Annotated in this window: 21 protein-coding genes; 14 read left to right on the top strand and 7 right to left on the bottom strand. The window is 37.5% G+C overall.

Annotation, left to right across the window (positions count from 1 at the left end; genetic code table 11):
* The first annotated feature begins 178 nt into the window (after positions 1–178).
* Entirely contained in the window at positions 179–1,129 is a 951-nt protein-coding gene (gene trxB, locus OZP13_RS12165; RefSeq protein ID WP_269240400.1) for a thioredoxin-disulfide reductase, read from the top strand.
* A 65-nt stretch (positions 1,130–1,194) separates the two neighbouring features.
* Here the strand turns inward: trxB and OZP13_RS12160 are convergent, their stop codons facing one another.
* The 5 genes from OZP13_RS12160 to OZP13_RS12140 form a co-directional block, all read right to left on the bottom strand.
* On the bottom strand, positions 1,195–2,031 hold the full coding sequence (locus OZP13_RS12160; protein WP_269240399.1) for a GIN domain-containing protein: 837 nt from the start codon (positions 2,029–2,031) through the stop codon (positions 1,195–1,197).
* A gap of 88 nt (positions 2,032–2,119) precedes the next feature.
* Positions 2,120–2,863: a head GIN domain-containing protein gene (locus OZP13_RS12155; protein WP_269240398.1), complete on the bottom strand. Its 744-nt coding sequence runs from the start codon at positions 2,861–2,863 to the stop codon at positions 2,120–2,122.
* Between the two features lie 6 nt (positions 2,864–2,869).
* Positions 2,870–4,588 (bottom strand): PspC domain-containing protein, encoded by a 1,719-nt coding sequence (locus OZP13_RS12150; RefSeq protein ID WP_281297298.1) that lies wholly within the window; start codon positions 4,586–4,588, stop codon positions 2,870–2,872.
* Positions 4,589–4,594: 6 nt separating this feature from the next.
* Positions 4,595–4,924, bottom strand: coding sequence for a PadR family transcriptional regulator (locus OZP13_RS12145; protein WP_281297297.1), 330 nt, complete (start codon positions 4,922–4,924; stop codon positions 4,595–4,597).
* An 85-nt stretch (positions 4,925–5,009) separates the two neighbouring features.
* Positions 5,010–5,465, bottom strand: coding sequence for a DUF4870 domain-containing protein (locus OZP13_RS12140; protein ID WP_269240396.1), 456 nt, complete (start codon positions 5,463–5,465; stop codon positions 5,010–5,012).
* A gap of 232 nt (positions 5,466–5,697) precedes the next feature.
* On the opposite strand from OZP13_RS12140, the gene OZP13_RS12135 reads away from it, so the two are divergent.
* The 13 genes from OZP13_RS12135 to OZP13_RS12075 all read left to right on the top strand — a co-directional run bounded on the left by OZP13_RS12135 (position 5,698) and on the right by OZP13_RS12075 (position 16,972).
* The gene (locus tag OZP13_RS12135) at positions 5,698–6,156 is read left to right on the top strand and encodes a DUF4442 domain-containing protein (RefSeq protein WP_281297296.1); all 459 of its coding nucleotides are present in this window, start codon (positions 5,698–5,700) and stop codon (positions 6,154–6,156) included.
* 361 nt (positions 6,157–6,517) lie between these two features.
* Complete coding sequence (locus tag OZP13_RS12130) at positions 6,518–7,075, top strand: nucleotide exchange factor GrpE (protein WP_281297295.1); 558 nt, start codon at positions 6,518–6,520, stop codon at positions 7,073–7,075.
* Positions 7,076–7,111: 36 nt separating this feature from the next.
* On the top strand, positions 7,112–8,233 hold the full coding sequence (gene dnaJ / locus OZP13_RS12125; protein ID WP_281297294.1) for a molecular chaperone DnaJ: 1,122 nt from the start codon (positions 7,112–7,114) through the stop codon (positions 8,231–8,233).
* 144 nt (positions 8,234–8,377) lie between these two features.
* On the top strand, positions 8,378–9,319 hold the full coding sequence (locus OZP13_RS12120) for an ABC transporter ATP-binding protein (protein ID WP_281297293.1): 942 nt from the start codon (positions 8,378–8,380) through the stop codon (positions 9,317–9,319).
* A gap of 30 nt (positions 9,320–9,349) precedes the next feature.
* Positions 9,350–10,666 (top strand): ABC transporter permease, encoded by a 1,317-nt coding sequence (locus OZP13_RS12115; RefSeq protein ID WP_281297292.1) that lies wholly within the window; start codon positions 9,350–9,352, stop codon positions 10,664–10,666.
* A 63-nt stretch (positions 10,667–10,729) separates the two neighbouring features.
* Positions 10,730–11,893, top strand: coding sequence for a sigma-54-dependent transcriptional regulator (locus OZP13_RS12110; protein ID WP_281297291.1), 1,164 nt, complete (start codon positions 10,730–10,732; stop codon positions 11,891–11,893).
* Positions 11,894–11,983: 90 nt separating this feature from the next.
* Entirely contained in the window at positions 11,984–12,673 is a 690-nt protein-coding gene (locus tag OZP13_RS12105) for a DEAD/DEAH box helicase (RefSeq protein WP_269240394.1), read from the top strand.
* A gap of 81 nt (positions 12,674–12,754) precedes the next feature.
* Positions 12,755–12,973 carry a putative signal transducing protein gene (locus OZP13_RS12100; protein WP_269240393.1) on the top strand — a complete coding sequence of 73 codons (219 nt, stop codon included), beginning with the start codon at positions 12,755–12,757 and terminating at the stop codon, positions 12,971–12,973.
* An 11-nt stretch (positions 12,974–12,984) separates the two neighbouring features.
* Entirely contained in the window at positions 12,985–13,254 is a 270-nt protein-coding gene (locus OZP13_RS12095; protein ID WP_281297290.1) for a hypothetical protein, read from the top strand.
* Position 13,255: 1 nt separating this feature from the next.
* Positions 13,256–13,555: a type II toxin-antitoxin system RelE/ParE family toxin gene (locus OZP13_RS12090; protein ID WP_269240391.1), complete on the top strand. Its 300-nt coding sequence runs from the start codon at positions 13,256–13,258 to the stop codon at positions 13,553–13,555.
* A 25-nt stretch (positions 13,556–13,580) separates the two neighbouring features.
* Positions 13,581–14,399: a Cof-type HAD-IIB family hydrolase gene (locus tag OZP13_RS12085; protein WP_269240390.1), complete on the top strand. Its 819-nt coding sequence runs from the start codon at positions 13,581–13,583 to the stop codon at positions 14,397–14,399.
* A gap of 3 nt (positions 14,400–14,402) precedes the next feature.
* Positions 14,403–15,212 carry an alpha/beta hydrolase gene (locus tag OZP13_RS12080; RefSeq protein ID WP_269240389.1) on the top strand — a complete coding sequence of 270 codons (810 nt, stop codon included), beginning with the start codon at positions 14,403–14,405 and terminating at the stop codon, positions 15,210–15,212.
* A 125-nt stretch (positions 15,213–15,337) separates the two neighbouring features.
* The gene (locus tag OZP13_RS12075; RefSeq protein ID WP_281297289.1) at positions 15,338–16,972 is read left to right on the top strand and encodes an ABC-F family ATP-binding cassette domain-containing protein; all 1,635 of its coding nucleotides are present in this window, start codon (positions 15,338–15,340) and stop codon (positions 16,970–16,972) included.
* A 58-nt stretch (positions 16,973–17,030) separates the two neighbouring features.
* On the opposite strand, the gene OZP13_RS12070 is transcribed toward OZP13_RS12075, so the two are convergent.
* Both OZP13_RS12070 and OZP13_RS12065 read right to left on the bottom strand, forming a co-directional pair.
* On the bottom strand, positions 17,031–18,188 hold the full coding sequence (locus tag OZP13_RS12070) for an ABC transporter permease (protein ID WP_269240388.1): 1,158 nt from the start codon (positions 18,186–18,188) through the stop codon (positions 17,031–17,033).
* A 2-nt stretch (positions 18,189–18,190) separates the two neighbouring features.
* On the bottom strand, positions 18,191–19,144 hold the full coding sequence (locus OZP13_RS12065) for an HlyD family secretion protein (protein ID WP_281297288.1): 954 nt from the start codon (positions 19,142–19,144) through the stop codon (positions 18,191–18,193).
* Positions 19,145–19,197: the final 53 nt, after the last annotated feature.

The raw sequence follows: 19,197 nt of genomic DNA, 5'->3' as shown, positions 1-19,197 counted from the left end.
TTATTTTTGGGAAAGAATAGGAGAATCGTGGATTTGGATTATCTTTCTTCTGATTGGGATGTTTCAACAACAGAACGGATTTTTTTATTGGAGCATAACAAAAAATGATTATTCCGTTTCCATAATCCAGCATTTATACCTTATTTTTGTGCTGTTTAAAAAATAATACAAATTCACTATGTCAACCACAATCGAAAAAATAAAATGTCTTATTATAGGTTCAGGTCCTGCAGGTTATACCGCTGCCATTTATGCTGCCAGAGCCAATATGAATCCCGTTTTGTACCAAGGAATGCAGCCTGGAGGACAACTGACAACAACCAATGAAGTGGAAAATTTCCCAGGTTATGTTGATGGAGTTACCGGACCGGAAATGATGGTGCAATTGCAAGCCCAAGCCCAACGTTTTGGTGCCGATATTCGTGATGGATGGGCAACAAAGGTTGATTTTAGTGATAGCGTTCATAAAGTTTGGATCAACGACAGCATCGAATTGCATTGCGAAACCGTAATCATTTCGACTGGAGCTTCTGCCAAATATTTAGGATTGGAGTCAGAGCAACATTATCTAAAAATGGGTGGTGGAGTATCTGCTTGTGCCGTATGTGATGGATTTTTCTATAGAAATCAAGAAGTAGTTATCGTTGGAGCAGGGGATTCTGCTTGCGAGGAAGCACATTATTTGTCTAAACTGTGTTCGAAAGTAACGATGTTGGTGCGTAGTGATAAATTCAGGGCATCCAAAATTATGGAAGCCCGTGTTCGCAAAACCGAAAATATTTCCATTTTGATGAACCACGATACCGTGGAAATTTTGGGAGATGGCCAAGTGGTAACGGGAGTAAAAGCCAAAAATAAAACCACTGGCGATATTTTTGACATTCCTGCCACAGGTTTTTTTGCCGCCATTGGCCACAAACCGAACACCGATATTTTCAAGGACTATCTTACTCTTGACGAGACGGGTTATATCGTCAATGTTCCCGGAACGGCAAAAACGAATGTTGCCGGAGTTTTTGTTGCTGGAGATGCTGCCGATCACGTGTATCGCCAGGCGATTACGGCTGCTGGAACAGGTTGTATGGCTGCCTTGGATGCCGAAAGATATTTGGCTGCTTTGGAAGCGTAATAATTCTGAATTTAAATTATAAAAAAAAGTCTCAATCGTAATGATTGAGACTTTTTTTTTTGATGTTATTTCGTTGGTTTCTTGATTAAAGAGGCATTGTCCATAAATCTTTTTGTTTCGATTTTTTGATCCCCATAGAGGTGAATTTCCGAATTTCCCGACGCATCAAGACTGAAAAGGGTATTGACATTGATATCGCAACTCGAATAATTTTCAGCCAGTAAATTGGCATTTTTTATGACAAGCTTGCTTGCGTTGAATATGGCATTGTTGTCTAATCGAATATTGGCATTGGACACATCGCCTTCAAGGGTTGCTTTTGCTTTTTGATACAGGTCGCATTTTAAATCAAGGCAGGAAATCAAGGCTTTCAAAGTGGTGTTTTTGCTTAATTCTATTGTGGCGTTTTCAGCTTTTAAATTGAGTTCCGTTTTTGAATTGTCGTCCGATTGCAAGACGAAATCCTTGGAACTAACGTTCAAAAAAAGTTTGGCATTGTCGTGAGTTTTCAACGTAATCTCATCCAATTGTATTTCCTGGATTGCATTGATGACGGCATCATTATTGGCAGTAATCATTTTCAATTCCTTGGTGTAAGTTATCCTTACAACAAGTTTTTTGTAATTAGAGGCTTCTTTCGGGGTATTTATGCGAAGTGTTTTGGCGTTTAAATCTATCGTGATGATATCGTGAAGGTTGTCGTCGGCTTCTATTTTTAGTTCGCATTTTTCGCCTTTATCCAAAAACACCTCAATATTGTCGCTTACTTCAAGCGAATCAAAACTGCCAATTTCCTTTTGTTCGATTGTTACCGTTTTGGAACCCTTGATTTTTTCGCTTTTTTGTGCCAATGCCAAAGTCGAAACCAAAAAGAATAAAAGAAGTGCCGCGTGTTTTTTCATTTAAAGTATAATTAAGTGTATTACAAATATAAAAAAATCATCCACTTTTGATGGATGATTTATCTGTTTTCTTGGTAAAAAAGCATTCTCATTCTCCGCTGACACTTCCTCCGGAATTTTCTTCTTTGGAAAGTGTTTTTGGTGTTTTGAGATAATTGATGGAACTTCCGCTGGATGCTTTTGCTTCTAGTTTTAGAATTGGATAAACTGAGGTGCTGCTTCCGCTTGTTGCTTGCGAAATTACGTCGTTAGTCAACAAGTTTTTGGCATCAATTCGACTTCCGCTAGAGGTCGAAGTTTCTAGTTTTAAAGCTTTTCCACTGGCTTCGATGCTGCTTCCGCTGGAGCTTTCCATCTTGATGGCGTCAGCTTCCACGCTAATATTTATTTCACTTCCGCTACTGGATTTTACGTCCATGTTTTCGGTTATCAATACTCCAGAACTTGTAATTGTAGAGCCACTGCTTGCATCCAATCCATTGATTGCTGGTAGTTGCACATTTACCACCGGTGTTTCTGTTGAGTTGTAACTTACATCGGACTCAATTTTCAAAACGCCATTTTCTATTTTGGTAATAATGTGTTGTTGTAAATTGTCGTCGGTTTCGACCGATATGGATTTGTTGTCGGCTTGTTGCACGTTTACCCTAATTCCATGGCTAACCTCAATTCTTTTGAAATCTTGACTTGCAGGTCGAGATTCGGTCGTGATGTTGCCGCTTCCTTTTATTCCGTTACCTAAATGTATGGAAGAATGCATGCAAGAAGAAAAAAGCAATGCCATTAAGGCGGCAATAATAAATTTGGTTATTAATGTGATCAGCTTTATCATGGCTAATTAGTTTTTGATTATGACTCCGTCTTTGTTTACCGACAATCCTTTTTTACTGCTTGTTTTATTTGTTGTTGATGTAATCACTTCCCCATTTACTGTTACGGTTGTTGTAACTACGCTGTCTTTTTCTTGTAAATTCTCTTCGTTGTCATAGTTGTTTTCATGTCCCGGACAATTTAGGCATTTTATTTTCTCGCTGTCCACTTTGTAAACCGCATCGGTGTTTTCAGGATACCATAAAAAATATTCTCCGTCTGTATGGTCATAATTTCTCATGGATTGATCCATTTTGAATAAAGATCCTTTCGGCAAAAACAAGGTGATTTCTATTTCTTGATTGCGGAATTTATCTTTTAAATCGGTTAACAAGTAATTATCCAAAATTAGTTGATTTCCAGTGATTTTATAACTATATTTTATTTTTTCTGCTCTTTTTTTCGCTTCGAACAATGTAGTTCCTTTTGCTTCTTTTTCAATTTGGAGATACCCTAATTTATCTTCTGCCTGAGCTATTTTGAAACTGACGTTATTGGAATAAATCACGTTTTTGCCAATTGAATCCAAGGTGATTTTGAAATCGTTGTGATCGTCCAGATTTTTTGCAAAATAATCATTGTGCTTGATTTTAATCAAAAGGGTGTCAGTTGGTTTCAGGTTGATGTTTTCTTTTTGAACCACTCTTCCGTCTACTGAATAGGCTGTTGCTTGTTTTATTCCAATGGCAATGGCCAGTGCAACCGATATTAACCAAATGGCCAACAAGGTGTATTTTGCTATGTTTCCAATTGATTTCAGGTTGGGTGACAACAATTTGAATCCCAACAAAGACAAGAAAAAGAATGGAATTCCGACTGCAAAAAACATGATCAAGCCAAAAGACCAGGTTGGATAATCGGTCAAATTTCCGGTTTCAACAAAAGTGGTCCAAGGGAAATCAATAAACACATTGGTTCCCAAGGTGAAAATACCAACCAGCAAGAAGAATAATATCGTCAATCCCGTGATGATTAAAATCACGCCCAGAATTTTGGAAAAAACCCTAAAAAGGGTTATTATAAAGTCTCCAAATGAACTGCCTACTTTCTCGGCACCCGTTTTTATGCGGTTTCCCATTTCGTCATAATTGGCATTTTTTATTTTTTCGGAAACATTGTCAAATTCCTCACGAACTTTTTTTTCGATGTTCGAAATAGTTACCGGCTCTCCTGTCATTTCCAGTTTTTCCGCTGTTGTTTTGGCTTCCGGCATTACAATCCAAAGAATGATATAAGCCAAGAAACCAGTTCCCCAAGCGAAAATCATTATTAGAAGAAATAGGCGAAGCCAAACTTTGTCTATTCCAAAATAATGTCCCAATCCGGCAAGTACACCGCCAACCATTCCGTTTTCAGTGTCTCTATATAATTTTTTAGTATTGGATGAAGTGTATTTTGGAGTTGCATCTCCAGCTTCTTCATCGTCAATCTTGTAGTCTTCAGGTTGTCCCATTACGGCAATCACTTCGTCCACGTCTTTTAATCCTACAACGTGTTTGTCTGTTTTTTGCTTTTCGGTCAACAATTCAGAAACACGCATTTCAATGTCTTTTATGATTTCGTCTTGTCCTGATGAATTGGATAAAGAACGTTTTATGGCGTCAAAATAACGTGTTAGTTTTTGGTATGCATCTTCGTCAATATGAAAGAACATTCCGCCCAGGTTTATATTTACAGTTTTGTTCATGACTTTTTATTTTTGTTTGGTGATTAGGTTTACTGCATCGGACAATTCCGTCCAAGTGCCATTTAATTCATTTAAAAAGGTGTGTCCAATTTCGGTAAGGCCATAGTATTTTCTTGGCGGTCCCGACAATGATTCTTCCCAACGATAGTTGAGTAATCCGTCGTTTTTCAATCGGGTGAGCAGCGGATAAACCGTTCCCTCCACAACCAATAATTTTGCGTTTTTCAAGGTGTCCAATATTTCTGAAGTGTATGCCTCTTTGTCTTTTAATACTGACAGGATGCAGAACTCAAGAACACCTTTGCGCATTTGGGCTTTCGTGTTTTCAATGTTCATGATTCTCTTTTTTGTTTTTTGATTTAATAAAACTGTTCATTTTTTGATTGCTTCGCCAGTTCGCCTCTGGCTCGGGTGATGATGATTATTTAATGAAAGGAATCGTTAACGGATACCTGTATTTTTCTCCATTTGATGCTTTTAGCGAAGCATAAATTATCAAGAAGAATTCCGCAACCTTCAAACCAATGAACATAAAAATGGCAACTGTTGCAACAATTATAATTCCGCTAATATTTTCTACGCTAAAATTATTAATTATAAAATCGTCGTCATTGATTATGGCATTTAAAGGGATATTACTGAAAATTGTAGTCAAGATTATTGGCAAGGCAATCAAGCCAAGCGTCAAGGTGTACAAAAACATACTCAATTGGAAATTAAGAGCTTGCTTTCCGTGATGATCTATAAATTCGGATTGGTCTTTTTTTGAACTCCAGATCAAAATAGGAAAAATATAATTCCCAAACGGGATGCAATATTGACTTAATGTACTTAAATGAGTAAATGCGGCCAAGTTTTTTTCGTTCGTTGTTTCCATAGTTTAAAAGTATATAGTAATTTCTTATGCAAATATATGGCTAAAAGACGGTATCTTGTATCGCATAGTACTTAATATTAACAAAGTATTAACATATTGAATTGTTGTAAGTGCTTATTTTTCAGTAGAAATATCTAACAGCAGTGTTGTTTCAGGTGTTTTGATAAAATGAAATTTCTATTCTAATTTGAAGTTTTTTTTCGTTATTTTTACATAAATAAATACAACTCAAATGAAAATTTCGGCATCGAGTCTCAATAAATTCTTGTTTTTTAAATTGCCCTCCGCATTTATATGTGGGGTCAGGGTCAAACAAATTGAAGAAAATAAATGCGTGGTAACGGTCAAACACCGCTGGATCAATCAAAACCCGTTTAACTCGATGTATTTTGCCGTTCAAGCCATGGCTGCCGAATTATCGACAGGAGCTCTCGTAATGCTGGAAATTCAGAAAAGTGGCAAAAACATCTCGATGTTGGTCGCCAGTAATAAGAGCAGTTTTTCCAAAAAAGCCACTGGAAGAATTACTTTTACCTGCAACGACAGATTATTGGCCACCAAAGCCATCCAAGAAGCCATCGCTACTGATGAAGGGCAAACTTTTTGGATGAAATCCATTGGAAGCAACGAAAAAGGGGAGCAAGTATCCGAAATGGAATTTGAGTGGAGTGTCAGATTAAAAAAGGGCTAGTTTTAAACGGATTTGGAATAAAAAAAGCTTCGTTTGCTGAAAACGAAGCTTTTTTTAATATAAGGTCGGTGAATTAATAATTATTTAGAAGCCTAGAAGCTAACCTTAAAATTTGTATTTAAAATCTAATCTAGAACATATCATTCACAAATTTATACAAACTAAATCGTGATAGTCTTAAAATTTTATTAAATTTTTTTCCATATTCTGAAAATCATTGTTTTGTATTTTTATTATAAATGCTAAAAATTTTATTTTAAGAGGTGACAATTTGACAATTTACAAGTTTTGGCAGTACTTTTGCAATCAACTGAAAAGAATAAAAAAGATGTTTAAAAATTTTTTTAAAAATAATACAAGGATGACGACCGAAAATACGATAAATGACGAAATTGTTGATCAAACGCCAATTGAAAACAATGAAATTGATTCTGATACTCTAGATTCAGGAATCGAAGAAAGAGTAGAAGAAATATCAAGAGAAGAGCAACTATCTCAAGATTTGGCTTCTGAAAAGGACAAGTTTTTGAGGTTGTTCGCCGAATTTGAAAATTTCAAAAGAAGAACTGCCAAAGAGCGCATCGAGTTGTTCAAAACTGCCAACCAAGATGTGTTGTTAGCGTTACTTCCGGTTTTGGATGATTTTGACAGAGCATTGACAGAAATAAAAAAAACGGATGACAATGTTTTGATTCAAGGAGTGGAGCTTATCCAAGAAAAGCTAAAGAGTACCCTTGTTTCCAAAGGATTGGAAGAAGTTCCGGTTAAGGCCGGTGACGCTTTTGATGCCGACTTTGCCGAAGCAATCACACAGATTCCCGCTCCAAACATGAAAGGAAAAGTCGTTGATGTCATAGAAAAAGGATATAAATTGGGAGATAAAATTATTCGTTTTCCAAAAGTTGTAATCGGAAACTAATTTCGAAAATCCCAATTCCTAAATCCTTAATTGAAAATGAAAAAAGATTTTTACGAAATACTGGGCATTTCCAAAAATGCCGATGCTGCCGAAATCAAAAAAGCATACAGGAAAAAAGCACTCGAGTTCCATCCTGACAAAAATCCGGGCAATGCCGAGGCAGAAGAGAAATTCAAATTGGCTGCCGAAGCCTACGAAGTACTCAGCGATCCTCAGAAAAAAGCGAAATACGATCAATACGGTCATCAAGCTTTTGATGGTTCGGGAGGTTTTGGTGGCGGTCATCATGGCGGCATGAACATGGATGACATTTTCAGCCAATTTGGCGACATCTTCGGAAGCGCTTTCGGTGGAGGCGGTGGTTTTGGCGGAGGCGGAGGCGGTTCCCGTCGCGTGAAAGGAAGCAACCTTCGCATCAAAGTGAAACTGACATTGGAAGAAATTGCCAATGGTGTCGAGAAAAAAGTAAAAGTAAAACGTAAAGTTCAAGCACCGGGCGTTTCTTATAAAACCTGTTCGACCTGTAACGGTCAAGGTCAAGTAATGCGCGTGACGAACACGATTTTGGGTCGTATGCAATCTGCATCCACTTGTCCCACTTGTGGAGGTTCAGGCCAGATATTGGACAAAAAACCATCCGAAGCCGATTCTCAAGGGATGATTCTGGAAGACGAAACGGTAACCATAAAAATCCCCGCAGGAGTTGTGGACGGAATGCAATTGAAAGTTTCCAACAAAGGAAACGATGCGCCGGGAAACAGCGTTCCGGGAGATTTAATCGTGGCCATCGAGGAAATCGAACACGAATTCTTGAAACGTGAAGGTGAAAACTTGCATTATGATTTGTATATCAGTTTTGCCGAAGCGGTTCTCGGAATCTCGAAAGACATTGAAGCCGTAAACGGAAAAGTGAGAATCAAATTGGAAGAAGGAATTCAATCCGGAAAAATTCTTCGACTCAAAGGAAAAGGAATTCCAAGCATCAACGGTTATGGAACCGGCGATTTGTTGGTTCACGTCAATGTTTGGACACCAAAAACGCTCAACAAAGAGCAAAAACAGTTTTTCGAGAAAAATTTGGAAGACGATAATTTTGTTCCCAATCCGGAAAAAAGTGACAAATCCTTTTTCGAAAAAGTAAAAGACATGTTCTCGTAGTTTTGAATTATAAAAAATTTTCCCATCCCTGCAATTCAGGGATGGGATTTTTTATTTTATTTAACAGCTTATTATCACGATTTAACTATTTTTACCAACCCAAGGTCATAAAGACCGACAATTGAAATAAACCAAAAAAATAGCATGGGCAACTTACTTGAAGTAAAAAATGTAGTCAAGAAATACGGTGATTATGTTGCGCTTAATGAAGTTTCACTAACGATTCCCAAAGGAAGTATTTACGGGCTTCTTGGCCCCAATGGAGCCGGAAAAACATCCCTTATCCGAATCATCAACCAAATTACGATGCCCGATAGTGGCGAGATTATTTTTAATGGTGAAAAATTAAGTCGAGAACACGTTCAATATATTGGTTATTTACCCGAAGAACGCGGTTTGTACAAGACCATGAAAGTGGGAGAGCAATGCCTGTATTTGGCCCAAATGAAAGGACTCTCCAAAGCTGAAGCCAAAATACAACTGGAATATTGGTTCGAAAGATTGGAAATTCAAGGGTGGTGGAACAAGAAAATACACGAACTTTCCAAGGGAATGGCACAAAAAGTGCAGTTCGTGGTTTGCGTTTTGCACAAACCCAAATTGCTGATTTTTGACGAACCTTTTTCTGGTTTTGACCCCGTGAATGCCAATATTATCAAAGATGAAATCCTGGAATTGCAAAAACAAGGTTCCACCATCATTTTCTCCACGCATCGAATGGAAAGCGTTGAAGAATTGTGCGACCATATTGCCTTGATTCACAAATCGAATAAATTAATCGAAGGAAGGCTTGACGACGTAAAACGTCAATTCAGGACCAATAGTTTTGAAGTTGGCATCCTGTCAGACAATGTGGAAGGATTGATGTATGACATTACCCAGAAATTCAAGGTGGGTCAAACCAATTTCAAATCGCTCAACAACGAATTAAAACTTGAAATCCAACTCGGAAATGCAGTTCCAAACGAATTGCTCAACATTCTGGTTCAAAGAGGACAAGTAACCCATTTTATGGAAAAAATCCCGAGTGTCACCGATATTTTTATACAAACAGTAAGCGAAAGTAATTTTTTAGGTAAATCCTAATTCAAAAAATCCTAAATCCCAAATCAAGAAATGAGCATCATATCACTAATAATAAAAAGAGAATTTGTAGCCAAAGTGCGCAATAAATCATTTATTGTAATGACCTTTTTGAGTCCATTTCTTTTTGTTGGAATAGCGGCATTTGTGGGGTATTTGAGTACGATGAAAGCCGATACAAAACGGGTGGCCATCAACGACGAAACCGGTTTGTTCGTCAATGAATTCAAGGCACTGAACGGCAAGAACGGGGAATATGTTTATCATGATTTGTCCATGATTGATGTTAAATTCTTGAAAGACAGCATCACCAGCGAGAGTTACGAAGGACTTCTTTATATTCCAAAAGTGGACAAAGACAAAGATTTGGAAAACAAAATCCAATTTATCTCCAACGAAAGTCCCAGTATTTCATTTATCGAAAACCTCCAAGACATAGTTGCCAAAAAACTAACCAAGAACAACTTCGAGAAAGCCAAACTGGACACTTTGGCGATACAAAATGCCCAAGCCAAAGTCAACATAAGCCTGACCAAAGCATCGGGAGAGCAAAGTTTAAAAGGGCTCAACGAGATCAAGATTGCCATTGGAGGCGCATTCGGGTATCTCATCATGATGTTCATCATTATTTATGGCAACATGGTCATGCGCAGCGTTATCGAAGAAAAAACCAATCGCATTGTCGAAATCATTATTTCCTCGGTAAAACCGTTCCAGTTGATGATGGGAAAAATTATAGGAACATCCTTGGCCGGATTACTGCAATTCTTTATTTGGGCCATTCTCGGATTAGTATTAATGGTGGCTGCTTCCACATTTTTCGGTATCGATGCCAGTCCGGCGGCAAAAATTCCGCCTTCGATAGTCAAAGAAGCTCATCAAGAATTTGCAGGAATGGCACAAATGTATATTAGTGAATTATGGGGATTGCCCATTGCCACAATCCTTTTTAGCTTCGTGATTTATTTCATTGGAGGCTATTTTTTGTACAGTTCGTTTTATGCTGCCATTGGGGCTGCGGTGGACAGTGAAACCGATTCGCAACAGTTTCTTTTGCCAATAATAATGCCGTTGGTTTTGGCAGTTTACATCGGATTTTTTACCGTCATCAACGATCCACACGGGACAATTGCCACCGTATTTTCGATGATTCCTCTTACGTCGCCCATCGTGATGCTGATGCGAATTCCGTTTGGCGTGCCTTGGTGGCAAATTGCCGTTTCCGTTACCATACTATTTGCAACCTTCTTTTTCGTGGTTTGGTTTGCATCCAAAATATACCGAGTAGGAATATTGATGTACGGCAAAAAACCTACATGGAAAGAATTGTATAAATGGTTGAAATATTAATAGAAGTTTAATTGTTTAACTGATTAATCGGTTAAACGAATAAGTAATTAACCCCAAAAACAAATGAGTAAAATACTTATCATAGAAGACGAAGCTGCTATTCGAAGAGTGTTGGCCAAAATACTTTCAGAAGAAAGTGATACTTATATTGTAGAAGATGCCGAAGATGGTGTCGCAGGTTTGGAGAAAATTAAAAACAACGACTACGACCTCGTTTTGTGCGACATCAAGATGCCCAAAATGGACGGTGTGGAAGTATTGGAAGCCGTCAAAAAAATAAAACCCGAAATTCCGATGGTCATGATTTCCGGTCACGGCGACATGGAAACCGCTATCCAAACGATGCGTTTGGGTGCTTTCGATTACATTTCGAAACCACCAGATTTGAATCGGTTGTTGAACACTGTTCGCAATGCCCTGGACAAAAAACAATTGGTGGTCGAGAATAAAATCCTGAAGAAAAAAGTCAGCAAGAACTACGAAATGATTGGCGAAAGCGAACCCATCAATCGAATCAAACTGATGATTGAAAAGGTGGCACAAACCGAAGCCAGGGTTTTAATCACGGGGCCCAACGGAACCGGAAAAGAGTTGGTTGCCCATCAATTGCACGAAAAAAGCCAAAGAGCCAGTTTCCCGTTAGTCGAAGTAAACTGTGCCGCGATTCCAAGCGAATTGATAGAAAGCGAACTGTTTGGTCACGTGAAAGGCGCCTTTACCTCGGCAGTGAAAGATCGAGCCGGAAAATTTGAAGCGGCAGATAAAGGAACCATTTTTCTGGATGAAATTGGTGATATGAGTCTTTCGGCCCAAGCCAAAGTGTTAAGAGCTTTACAGGAAAACATGATTACCAGAGTCGGTGCAGACAAAGACATCAAAGTCGATGTTCGTGTCATTGCAGCCACCAACAAAGACCTGAAAAAAGAAATTGCCGAAGGACGATTCCGCGAGGATTTGTACCATCGATTGGCAGTAATCTTGATAAATGTTCCTTCGTTGAATGAAAGAAGAGATGATATTCCGTTGTTGATTTCGCATTTTGCCGAAAAAATTGCTTCCGAACAAGGAACTGCGGTAAAGCATTTCTCCAAAGAAGCGGTAAAATTGTTGCAAGAATATGATTGGACGGGAAACATCCGCGAACTCAGAAACGTGGTGGAACGATTGATTATCCTGGGTGGAAACGAAATATCGGAAAGCGACGTGCAATTGTTTGCTTCAAAATAAATTTAATGATTTAATGATTGAAAAATTGAAAGGTTAATAAAAACAATAAATCTTTCAATTTTCGATTTTTTAATATTTCAATCATAACAAATGAAACTAAAAAAAATAAACGAAAACCTGCAAGAAAACCTTGTTGAAAACGGTTTGACCGAAGCCAACGAGATGCAGCAAGAAACATTTTCGACCCTGAAAAGTGGTGCCGATTGTATCGTCATTGCACCGAATGGAAGCGGAAAAACAACGACAATAGTCATCAACGTGATCCAGAAATTGGCTGGAGCCACCGAAGAATCGCCTCGTGCCTTGATTATTGTGGAGGATAAAACCAAGGTATTGGAAATGGTAGCACTTTTTGAAAAATACGGAAAAAATTCAGGTTTGGAAGTATATGGTGTTCACGACAAAGGCGATACAGATTATGACAAGAATTATATTTCCACAGGAATCGATGTTTTGATTGGTACTCCCAACAAATTGAACGATTTATTCAGTACAGCAGGATACAACGTGAATCGATTGCGAATGTTTATTCTGGATGATGCCGATCCTATTTTGAAGTTGCGTCACGAGATCAAAATTATGCGTATTTCAAACAGCATTGCCAAAACCCAGCGCATTATTTTCTCGGATGTCTTCACGGAAAGAATGGAAATCTTGGCCGACAAAATGTTGGTGGAGCCTTTTGAATTCGATTTTGAGGAAGGCGAGGATGATGAAGACGAGGATTTTGAAGAAGATGAAGATTTAGAAGAGGACGAAGACGATCAAGAAGAGGAGTAATAAGTATTTAGTCGCAGTATTCAGTTTTAATAATTGTAAAGAAGAATATTGCAATCAAAACAACAAACAATAAACAAAATTATGGGATTAATGAAGGTGTTTTCTGGAAGCGAGGTTTTGGCTTTGGCTTTGCAGGGAAAAATTGAAGAAGCAGGGGTGGAAACGGTTTTGAAAAATAATATTCAATCGGCGAGATTGGCAGGATTCGGAAATTCTGGACAAGCAGTTGAATTGTTTATCCAGGAAACCGATTTTGCAAAGGCAAATCCCGTAATCGAGGAATTCCGGTTGAGTATTTAAAATTTGTATATTTGTTATTCAAATATTTCGGCAAGATGGATATAGATGCAAGAAAAATAGAATTGATGGATTGGTTGCTTCATATTAATGATGAAAGTAAGCTAAAGAAAATTATTGCACTTAAATCTGTTTTGGATAAAGAAGTTGTTGCTCACACCATAAGTGGTTATCCAGTTGATAAAGAAGAATACGTCAATATGGTTAAAGAAGCCGACGAAAGAATTTCTTCGGGAAAATATACTACAATTGAAGACTTAGAAAAAGAAATCGAGAATTGGTAATATGCAAAAGCCAATTAAGATACTTTGGGATAATCAAGCGAAAGCGGATTTGAAGCTAATCTTTGAATTTATTAAATTAAAATCACTTCAAGGGGCGAAAAATGTTATAAGAGATATTGTAGCCCAAAGCAAAGATATTCATTTTGTCGAGCAATACCAAGTAGATGAATTTTTGGGTGAACCTTACCGAAGAATGATTGTCAGGAATTATAAAATTGTTTATAAAATCCATTCCAAAACAGAAATTCGCATTCTTCAAATTTTTGACACTCGTCAGAATCCAATAAAACTTAAAAAATAAACAAGAGGAATTTTTGTTTAAAATAATGAAAAACAAAACAATGAAATATAAAATGCTGGTGGTCGATATGGACGACACTTTGTTGACCGACGACCACGAAATATCAAACGAGAATAAAGAAATGCTTCTTAAAGCCCAGGAAATGGGTGTTTACGTGGTTTTGGCTTCGGGCAGACCCACTTCGGCGATGATTGAATATGCCAAAGAATTGCAATGCGACGTCAATAATTCCTATATGATTTCTTTTAATGGTTCTACAATTACTGACCTGAAAGAAGACGAAGTGCTATTTGAGCATTCGTTGACCAAAGAACAAATCCATTCTATTTACGATTTCAGTAAGGAAAACAATACGCACATCATTACGTATTTAGACGGGAAAATTATCAGCGAAACGAGTTCAGAATATATCGATATTGAAAGTACAATTACAGGTTTGGAACATATAATTGTACCAAGCTTTAAAAATTTTGTGACCACTTCGGCAGTGAAATGTTTGTTGCTGGAAGAACCGACATATCTTAAAACGGTGGAGCCAATATTGAAAAACGCGATGCCCGATTTAAGTGTTTGCATGTCGAAACCTTTTTTCTTGGAAGCGGCACCAAACGGCGTGGACAAAGGAGCAGCCGTTCAAATTGTAGCCGAAAAACTAAATATCCATCAAAGCGAAATCATCGCCATTGGAAATGCCGGAAACGACTTGACGATGGTGCAATATGCCGGATTGGGTGTTTGGGTTGACAATGTCGATGCCGAATTAAGGGAATTTGGCGATGTTGTCGTGGCTTCCAACAATGATCACGGTGTCGCCGAAGTGGTGAGGCGATTTATTTTGGGTTAAAGAATGATGCAAACGTTCCGATTTATAATATTGTCACTTTTTGCATTTTTTGGAGTAATTTATTTGCTTTATGTTAGTTATGTTTATTGCAATCAGGGAGAACTGATTTTTATTGCCAATAAACTTCCCAATGATTATAAATTTGAATTCAACCAGAATTTTGAAGAATTAAACATTCCTTCATTTGATAATAAAAAATTAAATGGATTGTTATTCAAAACGCTAAATCCAAAAGGATTAGTCTTTTATCTTCACGGAAACGCAGGATCACTTGATACTTGGGGTTCTGTGGCTAAAAATTATACGGATTTAGGATATGATATTTTTATTTTGGATTATAGAGGTTTTGGAAAAAGTGAAGGAGAAATAGAGAGTCAAGAGCAAGTTTTTCAAGATTTAACTTTTACGTATAACAAATTGATGACAAGGTATGATAGGAATAAAGTTGTAATAATTGGGTATTCCATCGGAACTGGATTGGCAGCCTATTTGGCATCAGTTGAAAATCCTGAAAAACTAATTTTGCAAGCGCCTTATTATAATTTTATTGAATTTTCAAGCGGAAGAGTTCCTTTTGTTCCTGACTTTTTGAAGAAGTTTAAATTTGAAACCAATAAATATATCGTAAAAGTAAAATCACCAATTTATATCTTTCACGGAAATAAAGACCAAGTGATTTCTTGTGATAATTCAATTCGATTGCAAAAACTCCTGAAATCAACAGATAAATTTTTTATTTTAGAAGACCAAGATCATTTGGGTATGAATGAAAACTCAGATTTTCAGGAAGAATTGAAAAAGATTTTGGAGTAATTGATTTATGAAACTAATTCTGTATTCCTAAAATTGTCCAATTCCTCAATTAATCTATCTTTGCAACTTTCAAAAAAACCGCTAATCGATTAAACGATTAACCGAACAAACAAATCAACAATAAAATGATTACAGTTAACGATATCTCCGTTCAATTTGGCGGAACCACTTTATTTAGCGACGTTTCTTTTGCCATCAACGAGAATGACAAAATTGCCCTTATGGGTAAAAACGGGGCTGGAAAATCAACGCTTTTGAAGATTATTGCAGGTCAAAGCAAACCTTCGACAGGAAATATTTCGGCACCAAAAGAAGCGGTTATTGCTTATTTGCCTCAGCATTTATTGACCACGGATGGCGCAACGGTTATGGAGGAAACATCCAAAGCTTTTGGAGAAATCTTCAGCATGAAAGCCGAAATCGACGAAATCAACGAGCAATTGACCATTCGCACCGATTATGAAAGTGACGCTTATATGAAATTGATCGAAAGAGTTTCGGACTTGAGCGAGAAATTTTATGCCATCGAAGAAGTGAATTATGAAGCCGAAGTAGAAAAAATATTAACAGGTTTGGGTTTCGAACGTGAAGATTTTGGTCGTCAAACTTCTGAATTTTCTGGAGGATGGAGAATGCGAATCGAATTGGCTAAAATCCTTTTGCGAAAACCAGACTTGATTTTGCTGGACGAGCCAACCAATCACATGGATATCGAGAGTATTCAATGGCTGGAAGATTTCTTGATTAATGCTGCCAAAGCGGTTGTGGTGATTTCACACGATAGAGCATTTGTCGATAATATTACCAATCGTACCATTGAAGTGACGATGGGGCGAATCTATGACTACAAAGCCAAATATTCCCATTATTTGGAATTGAGAAAAGACCGAAGAATTCACCAGCAAAAAGCCTACGACGAGCAACAAAAATTCATTGCAGACAATCAGGCATTTATTGATAGATTTCGTGGAACTTTTTCGAAAACAGATGCGGTTCAATCGCGCGTAAAAATGTTGGAAAAATTGGTTATTGTCGAGGTGGATGAAGTAGATACTTCGGCTTTGAAACTGAAATTTCCACCAGCTGCCCGTTCAGGACAATATCCCGTGATTGTAAAAGAAATGTCGAAATCGTATGGCGATCACGTGGTTTTCAAAGATGCCAATATCGTGATTGAAAGATGCCAGAAAGTAGCTTTCGTGGGTAAAAATGGGGAAGGAAAATCCACGATGATTAAAGCCATAATGAAAGAAATAGGCGTTGACACAGGTTCAGTGGAAGTGGGACACAATTCGCAAATTGGTTATTTTGCCCAAAACCAGGCCGCTTTATTGGATGAAAATGCCACGATTTTTGAAACCATCGATGCTATTGCCGTGGGTGATGTCAGAACCCAAATCAAGAATATTTTGGGTGCCTTCATGTTTCACGGTGATGATATTACCAAAAAAGTGAAAGTGCTTTCCGGTGGCGAGAAAACGCGTCTGGCGATGATAAAATTATTGTTGGAACCCGTTAACTTATTGATTCTCGATGAGCCTTCGAACCATTTGGACATGAAAACCAAAGACATCATCAAAGAGGCGCTGCGTGATTTTGACGGAACCTTAATTTTGGTTTCGCACGACAGGGATTTCTTGGATGGATTGGCGACAAAAGTTTTCGAATTTGGAAACAAGCGAGTAAAAGAGCATTTTGAAGATATTGCCGGTTTCTTGGCACACAAAAAAATGGAGAATTTGAGAGAAATCGAGAAGTAGATTTTTCGGTCAAATTCTATAGTAAAGGCAAGAGTTTTATTTCTCTTGCCTTTTTGTTTTATGAGTTTTTTAAAACTTCTTTTTTCTTAAAATACAAAGCGATATAGGCCAAAATAGCACAAACGATTCCTATTATAATCATATTCCAAATGGAATCACTGGTTTGCGACAGCGTGCCATTTTCGATTATTAATATCCTGAAGGCTGTCAAAAAATGCGTTAACGGAATCACATTGGCAATGCCTTGAATCCAACCTGGCATTTGACTCAGTGGCCAACTGAAACCGCTTAAAATAAAACTGGGTGTGGCAATGACCATCAAAATTTCGGTCGCTTTCAGCTGGTTTGGAATTATGATGCTTACCAATATTCCGATGAAAGAAACAGACAATACAAATATTCCCGCAACAAAGGTGAGCTGCCATAAATTCTCGAAAAAAGGTATTCGGAAGTAAAAAGTAAACATCCAATAGAGTAGCCAAACACCAAAACTCATCATTAGATACGGAATGATTTTTATGCTCATCATTCTTATAATGGAAGGCGATTCGTCAACTAAAACTTTAAAAGTCCCGTTTTCAAATTCAGAGGCAAATGATAAGGCTAGTGCCAATAAAATTACTTGTTGCAAAACGGCGGCCAAAACGCCTGGCCATAAATAATACAAATAATTACTGCTGCGATTGTTTTTTTTGATAAATGTAGTTTTGAAGGGCTCATATTCTGATGCTAGTAGTTTTTCCGGAATTCCTTGTTTGCGCAAAGTTTCCATTTGAACGCCCACTTTTAAAGTGCCTAGACACACTTGAATGGCATTCGAACAAAAATTAGCGGTTAGGATATTGGCTGTATTAACGAAGGTTACAATTTCTGGATACCGTTTGGTCAATACATTTTTTTGAAAATATTTTGGGATAATAACAATACAGTTGGCATCATTATCTATGGCAATTTTAGAAAGATTGTTTTTGTCGAATAACACCCTTTTTATGTTTAAAACTTCGTCGTCATTAAACATTTCGATGGCTTTGGCGCTCATTTCAGATTGATCCATATCGACCACGATAATGGCTAAGTCAGTCGCTTTTCCTTTACTGTACACATATCCTAATAATACGGCATATAAAATAGGTCCCCCTATAAACAGCACTCTTAAGATTTCATTTTGCCAAAATATTTGAAACTCTCTTTTTAATAAGGAAAAGAAATTTTGCATAATTATAAAGATAAAGTTACGGTCGTTTTGGTAATTAAATCTTTTGCTTCATCGAGGTCTAAAGGGGAAATTCTCAGTTCGAACAAGCTTTCTTGTAATTCATAATCAGGATAAGCAGTGGCAATGTTTCCGTAAGCTCCCAATTGTTTTATAATGGTGATTTTTCCTTTTATTTTTTTATCGGAATTAGGAATGCCAACACTGATTTCTTGTCCTTTTTTCAAACTGGAAAGCTGGCTCTCCGGAATCGTAAATCGAAAATAAGTACTGTTGCTGATGTAACCATTGAATAAAGTGTAACCTGGCAAAGCTAGTTCACCTAAATTGAGAGTTATGGTTTCGATACTCATATCTTGTGGCGCGATAACATAGCGTTCTTTATTAGCCGTTTCTACTTCTTGCAAAGCGCCATAAGCCCGGTCTTGCTGGCCTAAAGCCATCGTTTGTTGTTCGATTCGGGCTCCTTTTCTGGCCTCGTCAATTTCGGCCAAGACGGCATTGTACTGGGCTTGGGCTCCTTGGTATTTGGCAAAAGTTTCATCAAAAGTTTGTTGCGATACCAAGGAATCTTTGAGCATATTGCTCAATCTGTTGATGGATTTTTTGGCAAATTCATATTGCTCTTTTAAACCCATTTTTTTGGCTTCCAACTGTTTCAATTGATTTTCGGTTGCTCCTTTTACCGCCATAGAATATTGTGCTTTTGCACTAATTACAGCACCTTCAGCCTGACTTTTTTTGGCGTCCACTTCGGGAATGTCAAGAATGGCAAGTGTATCTCCTTTCTTTACAAAATCCCCTTCCTTTACTAATAATTGAACAATTTTGCCGGGAATCTTACTGACAATGGCAATTTGTTCGTTTTCTACTTTTCCTTGTAAAATGGCCTTGTTTTTGGCTTTACCGCAACTGATAAGTAAAAATAAAACAGACAGTAGTAGGATTGTTTTTTTCATAGTATTTAGGTTTGACTTTTTTATGGAATGGTATTGAATTAATGATAAAAAAC

Source organism: Flavobacterium limnophilum (genome assembly GCF_027111315.2).
Lineage (GTDB): Bacteria > Bacteroidota > Bacteroidia > Flavobacteriales > Flavobacteriaceae > Flavobacterium > Flavobacterium limnophilum.
This window is presented reverse-complemented; position numbering and strand designations above follow the sequence as displayed.